The sequence below is a fragment of the Belnapia sp. genome, from assembly GCF_059504005.1.
The window spans coordinates 1-10062 of sequence record NZ_JCACHU010000024.1; the positions used below are offsets into that span (position 1 = coordinate 1).

General features: G+C 67.2%; 9 protein-coding genes and 1 pseudogene. 1 reads left to right on the plus strand and 9 read right to left on the minus strand.

Translation table 11 applies throughout. From position 1 onward, the window contains the following. Positions 1 to 424: 424 nt before the first annotated feature. The 5 genes from AC5JJ1_RS03865 to AC5JJ1_RS03885 form a co-directional block, all read right to left on the minus strand. Positions 425 to 892, minus strand: coding sequence for a hypothetical protein (locus tag AC5JJ1_RS03865; protein WP_495783199.1), 468 nt, complete (start codon positions 890 to 892; stop codon positions 425 to 427). Between the two features lie 453 nt (positions 893 to 1345). Further along, positions 1346 to 1582, minus strand: a complete 237-nt coding sequence (locus AC5JJ1_RS03870; RefSeq protein ID WP_495783800.1) for a hypothetical protein — start codon at positions 1580 to 1582, stop codon at positions 1346 to 1348. Beyond that, positions 1548 to 3149 carry an exodeoxyribonuclease VII large subunit gene (locus AC5JJ1_RS03875; RefSeq protein ID WP_495783801.1) on the minus strand — a complete coding sequence of 534 codons (1602 nt, stop codon included), beginning with the start codon at positions 3147 to 3149 and terminating at the stop codon, positions 1548 to 1550. The genes AC5JJ1_RS03870 and AC5JJ1_RS03875 overlap by 35 nt, the downstream gene beginning before the upstream one ends. A 181-nt stretch (positions 3150 to 3330) precedes the next feature. Next, a complete protein-coding gene (locus AC5JJ1_RS03880) occupies positions 3331 to 5295 on the minus strand; it encodes a competence protein CoiA family protein (RefSeq protein WP_495783802.1) in 1965 nt (654 codons plus the stop codon). 31 nt (positions 5296 to 5326) lie between these two features. Beyond that, positions 5327 to 6289 (minus strand): LysR family transcriptional regulator ArgP, encoded by a 963-nt coding sequence (locus AC5JJ1_RS03885; protein ID WP_495783807.1) that lies wholly within the window; start codon positions 6287 to 6289, stop codon positions 5327 to 5329. A gap of 71 nt (positions 6290 to 6360) precedes the next feature. Here AC5JJ1_RS03885 and AC5JJ1_RS03890 point away from each other — a divergent pair, with 71 nt between their 5' ends. Further along, entirely contained in the window at positions 6361 to 6984 is a 624-nt protein-coding gene (locus AC5JJ1_RS03890) for a LysE/ArgO family amino acid transporter (RefSeq protein WP_495783803.1), read from the plus strand. 224 nt (positions 6985 to 7208) lie between these two features. On the opposite strand, the pseudogene tnpC reads toward AC5JJ1_RS03890, so the two are convergent. The 4 genes and pseudogenes from tnpC to AC5JJ1_RS03910 form a co-directional block, all read right to left on the minus strand. Beyond that, positions 7209 to 8818, minus strand: a pseudogene (gene tnpC / locus AC5JJ1_RS03895) (IS66 family transposase). 48 nt (positions 8819 to 8866) lie between these two features. Then, positions 8867 to 9214 carry an IS66 family insertion sequence element accessory protein TnpB gene (tnpB, locus tag AC5JJ1_RS03900; protein WP_495783804.1) on the minus strand — a complete coding sequence of 116 codons (348 nt, stop codon included), beginning with the start codon at positions 9212 to 9214 and terminating at the stop codon, positions 8867 to 8869. Next, positions 9214 to 9603, minus strand: a complete 390-nt coding sequence (gene tnpA, locus AC5JJ1_RS03905) for an IS66-like element accessory protein TnpA (RefSeq protein WP_495783805.1) — start codon at positions 9601 to 9603, stop codon at positions 9214 to 9216. The genes tnpB and tnpA overlap by 1 nt, the downstream gene beginning before the upstream one ends. 263 nt (positions 9604 to 9866) lie before the next feature. After that, a partial coding sequence (locus tag AC5JJ1_RS03910) for a hypothetical protein (protein ID WP_495783806.1) occupies positions 9867 to 10062 on the minus strand: 196 nt, incomplete at its 5' end.

Sequence of the window (10062 nt, forward strand, 5' to 3'; positions counted from 1 at the left end):
TGCAGGAAAGCATTCTGCCCTGGCCAGTTAAGGGCCATGCAATCAGGAAGTCTGGAGAAGCGTCACCGCCGTTCTAAACCTAGTTGCGGATACGTGGCCCCAGAGCGCCTCGGCATCGTCCCGAGGGGCGATTGCCGCTGAACATGGCAGCCATCGCCACTGGCACCACGGGAGATGCAATTGTCAGATCACCGAGGCGGCTGGACACCGCCCCGGATTGCTTCGCCGATCAGGGCTACGGCGTCGGTCTCGTAGGAGAGCTTACCGGGGCGCATAGAGCGTCCGTACCCGTCCGAGGGCCGGAATGCCTCTTCGGCCGTCGTGCGGGCAAGCGTCTTCCCGATGGACACGCCGCGTGGGCCGCGCAGACCCACGAAGCCCATCCAGCGACCCGGCAGGGGTCGAACGAGGGCGTGGAGGCACCTTACCCAGCCCGCCTCTGGCTGTCGGCCAAGCCCTTGCCCATGAGCAGCCCCATCTCGCCCGGTCGATCCGCGTACTCCCGCATGGTGCGATACGGCACGGCGGTGACCTCCGCGATGAAGTTGAGCTTCGCGGCGGCGTCGAGAGCGCCAAAGCGGCCCGCCCCCGGCTTGCGCTCGAACAGCGCGGCGACCGCCTGCACTGTCCGCACCGGGACGAGGCCCAGCACCCTGATGTGCTCCGGCGTCACGTCGGCCGCGGTCAGTTTTCGGTCGACCATCGCGTACCCCTCGGGGGCTGCGCTCGACGGCTTGGCATCTGCAGGAGGCGTGGCCGAGAGCTGGCCAACCGGGAAGTCGAGCTCGGCACCGTTGGCCTGCTCGATGAAGACGGTGTCCCCATCGCACTTGAGGACCGTGCCGCTGCGCTTGCCGTCCCGGTGGTAGACCGTCTGCCCAACCTTGAACATTCCCTGTCCTCCAGCCGCCGGTCACCCGGGCCGGTTGTGCCATGGCATGCGGCGCGTGGCGAGCGAAAGGCCCTTCGGGTCTTCATAGCAGATTCGGTCCACAGCGTACTTGCTTCGGTCTTAGACGTCGCTGAAGCTGCTAATATGCTTTTGCATGGCCGCATCCACTCGCTTCCGCCTCTCCGCAGCCTGAGCGGGCGTCAATGGCGGTTCATTCCGAGGGGTGGCGGTGGATCGACGCCGATCATGAGGAGGCAGACCCAATTCATTGAAATGCAGTCCGGAGATCCGAGTATGTGCCCCTCTAACGCCGTCCCTCACGCAAAAGATGGTACGAACGTTGGGGCTGAGGTGCGTCCACCCGTGCCCCGGGAGGCCATAGCCTTCCTCCCATGGCCACTATCCGCCGAGCGCATGTCCGGCTGGTTGTCGTCCTAACCATGCCTGCCGTCCTCAGGCCGACGCCTGCTGCTCGTCGACGAGGCGGCGGACGCTCTCGATGCGCTCCTGGCAGTACGCGGCCAAACGCTTGGCACGCATGGCCAGTGGCTCGATCTGGTCGACGTCGGGAATGCGGCCCTGCGCAGGCTTCAGCTTCGCGGAGGTCGCAAGCAACTCGCGATAGGCATCCTCGAAACGCTCGGGAACCTTGTCGTCAGGCTTTCCGATCGTGACCTGGGTCTCGCTCATCTTCACTCCTCTCACGGACAACGCCGCTATGGGGCGCAGTCTCAGCGATGTTGGGCGTTGGGCTGAAAGGCTGCAGCATGACGAAGCCGTCGCGCATATCGGCGCGGATGACTGGTGCCGCCGCCACGAGCGTGGCAGCTGCAAGCGGCCTGCCATCAGCACCGCGCAGGACTGCGTACCCGGCTGCGAGGACGGCGCCGGGGTCGAGCGCCTCGGCCAGGGTCAATACCCGGCCGACCTCACGATCCACCACATCGACAATCGCTGTGGAGTGGCGAAACACCTCGGCCACCTGATCGGCAACATCGCGCGCGGCGCCGTCGAGTAGCCGGGGCGGCTCGGGTGCAACGGCTGCAAAGGCGCGCGTCACTTGGCGTTCATGCGTGAGCAGGTGCTCTCCAGCGAGTCGAGCGACGTCCGCCCGTGCAGCCTCGAGCCCCTCGCGCGCGGTGTCCCGGCGGGCTCGGGCCGCCCTGAGGGCCTCCGCTTCTGCCTGGACGACGAGGTTGCTGGCGGTGCTCAACGAGCCGCGGGCGGCGGGCTTCAGGCCATCGAGCGCGCCGCGCACAGTCCGTTCGGCGGAAACCAGAGCCCCGCGCGCCTCGCGCTCGATCTCGGTCCCGGCAGCGGCGAGGCCCCGTTCGAGATGCGCGACCGCGAGCCGCACCTGCGAATGGATGTCAGTGATTGCGCCGTGCGCCGCCTGGGCGGCGCCCACGACGGCGCCCCTGATGTGCTCCGCCACTTTGGAGGGCGTGTCCAGCGGGAGGCAGGCAACCTCGTCGATGAGGTTTCGGTCACGTTCGTGGCCGATGCCGGTCATCACGGGCATCGGCATCTTGCACACCGCCTCGGCCAGTTTGTCGTCGACGAGGTAGGCGAGGTCCGCTGCGGCACCTCCGCCACGAATGATGGCAAGGGCGCAGAACGGCGACGCTTGGTGCGAGCGGTAGATGTTCCGCATCTCGGCGACGATCCGGGCAGCGGCGTCGGGGGTCTGGAACGGCGCCTCGACGAACGTGAACTCGACCAGGCCAGCCAACGTCAGACGATCCACGGTGGACCGGAAATCACCCAGGCCCGCAGCACCGGGCGGGGAGATAACGGCCACCCGGAGAAAGTCGACGGGTCGGCAGAGACAGCGGTTACGCTCCCAGATCCCTCCCTCCTTGAGCCGTCGGCGGATGGCCTCGGCCCTGGCCTTCAAATCGCCCAAAGAGTAGCTCGGATCGATGTCCTCGATCTCGACCGAGTAGCCGTAGTTGGCGTCGAGGCGGGAGGTGACTTTCACGAGCACCTTCGAGCCCGCCTCAAGGCGCAGGCCCAAGGCAGTGAAGGCCTCGGTCACCCGACGATAAACGCCCGGCCAACAGCCGCCGTTGACCTGGGCGACCTTCCGACCGGTCCCATCGTGCTCAACGAACTCCATGCGGACGAATCGGTCGCCCGGCTTGAGGGTAAGCAGCTCGCAGCGGACCCAGGCCGACGGGACAGATTTCACCCGGGCGGCAACGCCGTCGAGATATGCCTTCAGTCCAACGGCCTGGTTAGCACGGTCGGCGGGCAAGTCAGGATTAGTGCCCCCCTCCCGGGAGGCGCCCCCAGCCTTGGATGGTCTAGCCACGTCGGTGCTCATCTTTCCCAGTCCAGCACAGTGGCGGTGGGGACGAAACACCAGACCACAACCGTCCTTCGCGCCAGCCCGGTACCTGGTCAATTTCCAAGAGGTCTCCGAACTCGACGGGCAACTACCTTCGCTTCCCCTTCGGCAACGCTACATCAAGCAGGCGCAGGCACTCGTCCCGGCGTCTCTCGTCGACGGCGTGCGTCCAGGGCGACCGTCCTAGGGCGGGCTGCGTCGTGCGCAGCCAGAGCCCGGCCATGTCGGCGTCACCCGAGAAGCGCCTCAACGCTCGGGTCTCCAACTCTTGGCGACAGCGCACCGTCTCCGCGGTTATGACCGCTTCGTCACTGCGGCAAGCTGTCCCCGCATGCCGGATCAGCTCAATGCGCCGCCGCTCGTCGTCGAGAGCGCCTTTGATGCGATCCTGCTTCACCCGGTCAAGACCAAGCCGCCCCTCGTCGAAGGTCGTGCCCCCAGCACCCCGCACGGCGTGTTCGACCCAGGCAAGCCCGTCCACCTTGCCCATGAACAAGGCCGCCTCGGCAAGCAAAGCATCCACGAAGTCCGACGACTCCCTGCGGCGCCTCTCCCGAGTTTGCACCTCGAAGTCCTCGCGCAAGCGACGTTGCGTCTCTTGTCGAGCGTTTGCCTCCGCTTGCCGTGTGCGCCGCAATTCCTCGAGGGGCAGGCCAAGCAGATCCCCGGAGACTGGATCGCCGCCCGCCCACGCCATCCTCTCCAACTCACGGAGGCGCCGCAGGACGTTTTCGAAGCAGTCACCGCCCGCCTGGGCCAGGGCGCGCGGAGACTCGCCGAACCCCGGCAGAACCTGGTCCATCCACGGCACGGCAAGCCGCGTCGGAAGCTGCGCCACTTTGAACAGGAGGATCACCTTGGCCCGCAGATCGGTTTCCCGCTTCCTGGCAGCCTCGGCGGCGCCGATTCTTGCCCTTGCCTCCCATCCACGCTCGTGGTCGGCGCGCCAGCCCTTCTGGGTCGGCTCCAATACGCCGCGTTCGGCGAGCCAGGTGGCATAGGCGGCCATGACTTCGATGGGTGAGCGAAAGCCCCCGACCCGTTCGCGGAGATGCGCCACTAACTCCGGCTCCCAGTTCCGCCTGAGCTTGAACGGCTCCTTCAACATCCCCTGGCGCTGAAGGTAGCTGAGCGCGCTCTCGGCCGTGAACGTCCGGCCTGCTGCGGCGACTGCGGCGTAAAAGAGGAAGGCTGCTTGCCATGTTGCGGCGTCGAACGCGAAGCACCGGTCGCCGGGCACTGGCACGCCCGCGAACTCGCCGAAGCCAGCGTCGGCCGCCCGCGTCAGCCAGCCCTGGTGTCCACGCCCCGCTGGCTCCTTCCATGCTGCCGTCACCTCTTCGGCGATCCGGCCGTGGAGCCGGTTTCTGCGGCGCCGCTCGCCCTCCGCCATCCTTTCGGCGACGAACCGCAGTCGGGCCTCTTCCGCGGCAACCTTGGCATTGTGGAGCCAGTGCCGGGGAGCCATACGCAAAATGTGTTCGGCATGTTCAGCGCGGGAAAGGAGCCTCGGGACGCGCGACAGGTCGATCTCGACCGTCGCCAAGTTCCGGGTTCGGAGCTGGGCGATCTTCTCTGGCCCGCAGCGATGCCTGACGTGGAACTCGAGAAGGAGCTGGCGCCCACGGCCGGTTACAACTGCGTCCGGACGCAAACCGCCCAAATCGACCTCTACCTCCGCCGTCTCGTAGCGGAACATCGTCGCGGAGGCCACGTCCGCGCTCAGGTCACCGACCTTGGCAACCGCCTTCGGGAGCAGGAGCTCGCGGGCCTCGAGGACAACCTCCTTGGCCAAGCGGTGCAGCGTCGTCTCCCAGGCGCCTGCGCATGCGCGGTGCACATGGTGGGCGAAGTGGTGGACTTTGTAGGCTCCCTTGCGTGCGACGAGACGCTCGCCGCAACCCGGACACCGGCAGCCGCAGGCTAAACCCGACGCCACCTCGGTCACGTGGGCCAGACGGTCGTCCTCCGTGATGCCATACGGAAGGCGGACGTCCTCGCCGTCCGACTGCAGAGGCACACGTGGCTGGCAGAAGTTGGCGAGGCCGTCCATTCACCCGAAGCCGCTTCGACGTAGCATCATATCAGGAAGGCATTGGGCGTCGGCGGCTGGTGCGAGGACGAGCGGCATTGGTGTGCGCGGCGCCTACGAGGCTCGCATGCGCCGCCTCTAGGACTGTCGTCGTGAGACCATCCAGCAAACGCGCGCCGAGGCGGGCATGCTGCCAGTGCAGCGGGACGTCAAGCCGTTGGCCGGGCACCAGCTCGACAAGTGGCCCGGCTGTGAGGTGCGCTTCGACGAGCACGAGCGGGTTCAACCCCCAACCCAACCCCGCCAGCGCACCGTCCACGAACCCCTGGGTGGAGGGCACCCAGTGAACCGGGGCGTCGAGCAAGGAGGTGCCGAGCGCATCGCGCGCCCACCGCGCCTGCAAGCCGTCGCGTCGGTCGAATCGCAGCATTGGTGCCCGGGCGAGTGCGGCGGCATCCATTCCCGTCGGGGCATGTCGGCGTAGATAGCCCGAGCTGGCGACGGCGGCGTAGCGCATCGCGCCAAGGGGGACGGTGCGGCAACCTTGAATGGGCGTGGGATCGGTGGTTACCGCAGCCAGCACCTCACCGGAACGCAGGCGGTCGGCGGTATGGCCCTCGTCCTCCAGCACGAGTTCGAGTAGCGCGCCTGTCCGCTCGGCGAACTGCGCTGCGGCAGGCAAGAACCAAGTCCCAAGGCTGTCAGCGTTCACCGCGACCCGAAGGGTCACTCGATCGAGGGCATGGGCGCCTCCGGTGGCGGCGACGGGCAGTACGGCCGCCAGTTCGCCCTCAAGCAGCCTCACCCTCTCCGCATGCGCGCAGAGCTTCGCTCCGGCTTCGGTCGGCACCGGCGGTTGGCCGCGAACGACCAGCACGGCCCCGAGCCGCTCCTCGAGCGCACGGACCCGCTGCGAAACGGCTGAGGGCGTCACTCCAAGGACGGCGGCGGCGCGCTCGAACCCGCCTTCGCGCACGACAGCGGCCAAGGCAGCGAGGGAAGGGTAGTCCAGCAGCTTTAGCCTCGCTTAACTGACCTTAGGAACATGAGCTGGCCTACACGACCTTGCGGCGGCAGGAAAGCGCCATGACCGACGCGTCCCCCTTCCTCAGCGGTTTCGCCCTCTCAGCCGCCCTTATCCTCGCCATCGGTGCCCAGAATGCCTTCGTGCTGCGGCAGGGGCTGCGCCGTGAGCACGTCGGAGCCATCGTGCTCTTTTGCGCCATCGCCGACGCCGCCCTGATCGCCGCAGGGGTTGCAGGACTTGGTGCGGCGCTGGAGCGCCTGCCGGGCCTGACCGCGGTCCTCGCCATCGGCGGCAGCCTGTTCCTCGGCTGGTACGGCATCGGGGCGCTTGGTCGCGCATTGCGGCCGCCCGGCGGCTTAGAGGCCGACCGATTGGACCAGGCGCTCTCGCTGAGTGCGGCGCTCGCCCGAACCGCGGCCTTCACACTGCTGAACCCCCACGTCTACCTGGACACTGTGCTCCTCGTCGGGTCCATCGGTGCCTCGCAGCCGCCGGGTGGGCAGCCTGCCTTCGTCGCCGGAGCAGGGCTCGCCAGCGGGCTCTGGTTTGCGACCCTTGGCTACGGTGCCCGCTTCCTCGCGCCTTTCTTCGCACGTCCTACTGCCTGGCGCGTGCTGGACGCGCTTATTGGCGCGACGATGCTCGCCCTCGCAGCCGGACTGGCTATGCGCGGCCTGGACTAGCAGACTGCAGCCGCACCCAAGCTCAAGCCGCACTGGCCACGATCTCCTCCGGCTTGTGGTGCTTTTTTGCTACCCTTAGTGCCCTTCACGGCTCCGACGCCCTTCAGCCAGGGCCAGCGCTTACGCACCGCCTCGATGGTCCGCTTCCCCCAGCCGCGCGACTTCGTGCACTACGCCGCTATCCTACTGCCGCTCGGGGTGCTGGTGAGTAAGCGTCAGCCCATTCAGGCAGGTTGACGCTGCGCCGTGAAGTTCCAGGGCAGGAGTTCGTCGAGACGGCTGATAGGATGACCATGCGCCAGGCGGTCGAGAACGGCGGCGATGTAGGCCTCTGGATCCAGACCGTTCAGCTTTGCGGTTTCGGCGATGGTGTAGATGATCGCAGCGCGCTGACCGCCCGCATCGCTGCCGACGAATAGATAGTTTTTCCGCGTCACGGCAATACCTCTCAGCTGCCGCTCGGCTAGGTTATTGTCAATCGAGAGCCTGCCATCCTCGACATAGCGCGACAGCGCATCCCAACGGTTCAACGCATACTGCAGCGCCTTGCCGAGCGTTGACTTGCCCGACAGCCGACGCCGCTGCGCCAGCATCGAGGTGTGCAGGGCATCCAGCAGCGGCTTGCTTTGTATCCCGCGCGCCGCGCGGCGCTGCTCGGGCGACTGGCCGTTGATCGCCGCCTCGATGGCGTAGAGCTCGCCGATCCGATGCAAGGCCTCCTCGGTGACCTGGTGCTCTCGTAGACCTTGAACAGCTCGCGCCGCGCATGGGCCATGCAGGCGACATGCGTGATCTGCGACGGCCTGGCGCCCTTTGCCCCGGTCAGCGCGTCGTAGCCGGCGTACGCATCGGCATGTAGCCAGCCCTGATAGCCGGCCAGGTGTTCGCGGGGCCGCTCGCCCTTGCGGTCCGGCGAGTAGTAGTAGATCGCCGCCGGCGGGCCAGTGCCGCCCCAGGGTCTGGGGTCAAAGGCATAAACCCAGAACCGGCCGATGCGGGTTCGGCCGCGCCCTGGGGCAAGGACGCGAATGGTGGTGTCATCGGTCCAGATCACGCCCTGCGCCAGGGCATAGGTGCCGATCGCCTCGGCCAGCGGCCGCAGCCACCAGGCGCCGTGGCCTACCCAGTCGGCCAAGGTTTGGCGCTCGATCTCCACCCCCTCGCGCGCCAGGATGCCTGAGAGACGGTAGAGGGGCAGGCCGTCGAGATACTTCGAGACCAGCACATGGGCCACCAGGCCGGGCCCGGGCCGGCCCCGCTCAATGGGCAGGGCTGGCGCCGGTGCCTGCAGCATGGCCTCGCAGGCCCGGCAGGCATAGCGCGGCCGGATATGCCGGATCACCTTCAGCCTGGCCGGGATCTTCTCCAGCACCTCCGTGATACTCTCGCCGAGCCGCGTCAGGCGGGCGGGATCGGTGCAGCCGCAGCGGCAGGCCAGGACGGGCTCGTGCACCACTATCTCGCGCGGCAGGTGCTCGGGCAGTGGCCGGCGCGTGGCAGGCTTGCGCTGGTTGCCGGACCTGCCTTTGGTTTGGCGCTCCTTCTCCGCCGCAGCCTCGCGCTCAGCCTGGTTCTCCTCGAGGTCGCCGATCAGCATCTCAAGCTGGTCGGCCTCGGCCGCCAGCTTCTCGGAGGATCGGCCATAACGATCGTGCCGCAATGCCGCCAGCTGGACCTTCAGCTTCTCGATCTCAAAGCCTGCATTGCGCAGCTCGGCGTCACGTTCAGCCAGGGCCGCGTCGCGCTCGGCAAGGAGCGTATCGCGCTGCGCCAGCAGGGCGCGCAGCGTCTCCACATCGTCCGGGAATGCCGCGGTGTCGAGGTCGGAAGTCACGCGTACAGCGTCGCTGACCGCAGCGCGTCGCCGCAAATAAGAGGAGCGTTACCCCACAATCTCGGGCCGAGCCGTCCAGGCCGGCATGCGCCAGTCAATCCCCTCCAAAAGCATCGAGAGCATGGCTGGCGTGAGTGAAACAACACCGCTCGTCGCCTGCGGCCACACGAAGCGACCTTTCTCTAACCTCTTGGCCACGAGAACCAGGCCTTGACCGTCCCAAACCAAAATCTTCAGCAGGTCACCGCGGCGCCCACGAAAGCAAAATACCGCGCCGCTGTACGGATCCTGCGCCAGCACCGTCTGCACCTGGGCTGCCAAACCATCGAAGCCCTTCCGCATATCCGTCGCGCCGCAAGCAAGGTAGACGCGCGTGCCAGGCGGCGGGCCGAACATCACCGGCCACCCAGTTCGGCCAGCACGCCCCGCAGTACCACCATGTCCACCCGGCCGCTGGCACGCACCGTCACACCGGAGGCGAAGCCAATCTCAATCACGCCAGGCGCCTCAACCACACCCTCCCGCGCCGGCCTCGGTCCTTCCACACGCGGCGCCTCCGGCACCACCGCCACCGGCATGAACCCCGACACCGCCGCCGCTAGCATCTCCTTGCGCCAGGTATAGATCTGCCCCGTGCTCACCCCGTTCCGGTCCGCCACCGCCTGCACCACCGCACCCGGCTGCAGGCTCTCGCGCACCATCCGCAGCTTGTCCTCGTCCGGCCACTCTCGCCGCCGCACCGAGTGGACCTCGACCCGAACGCCCCGCTCCGGGCGCGCTCGCATCGTGCCATTCCGACCGTCGTAAGAACCCGCTCCGAGCGGTTCCGCCACTTCAGCTGCGTCCGTCATGCCCACCATCTCGGCAGGCACGCCCCGTCATCTCAAGGCCGCTGACGGCTGACGCTTACGCTGGTGACGCCGAACGCCCTGAGGCTAGTCGGGTATCGCATCTGGCTCGTCCAGTAGCGCAGCACCGCTAACAAGGCATCTTGCGGCAACGCAAGAAGCTCGATGTCTAGGATACCGATGGCTGGGGCGTTACGCTTTCACAGCGGGGCGCGACGGCGCACCGAGGCGAAGTCAGAAGACGCGAGCGGCAGTGAGACGTTAAACCTCGCGGCTTCTTTGTTGTCTTGGTTGCCGATCAGGAATGCGCAGGCAAAGGTCGAGATGGTGCAGTGGTTGGTGGTGCCACGATGATGCCGCGATGCGAACAGAAGGCCGACACGCCAAGCTTCTACA

Excerpts from the sequence above, each read along its gene's own strand:
- AC5JJ1_RS03870 (WP_495783800.1), bottom strand. The coding sequence starts at position 1,582 with ATGAGCGAGACCCAGGTCACGATCGGAAAGCCTGACGACAAGGTTCCC.
- tnpB (WP_495783804.1), bottom strand. The coding sequence starts at position 9,214 with ATGTTCGGCCCGCCGCCTGGCACGCGCGTCTACCTTGCTTGCGGCGCG.
- AC5JJ1_RS03865 (WP_495783199.1), bottom strand. The coding sequence starts at position 892 with ATGTTCAAGGTTGGGCAGACGGTCTACCACCGGGACGGCAAGCGCAGC.
- AC5JJ1_RS03890 (WP_495783803.1), top strand. The coding sequence starts at position 6,361 with ATGACCGACGCGTCCCCCTTCCTCAGCGGTTTCGCCCTCTCAGCCGCC.
- tnpA (WP_495783805.1), bottom strand. The coding sequence starts at position 9,603 with ATGCGAGCGCGCCCGGAGCGGGGCGTTCGGGTCGAGGTCCACTCGGTG.
- AC5JJ1_RS03880 (WP_495783802.1), bottom strand. The coding sequence starts at position 5,295 with ATGGACGGCCTCGCCAACTTCTGCCAGCCACGTGTGCCTCTGCAGTCG.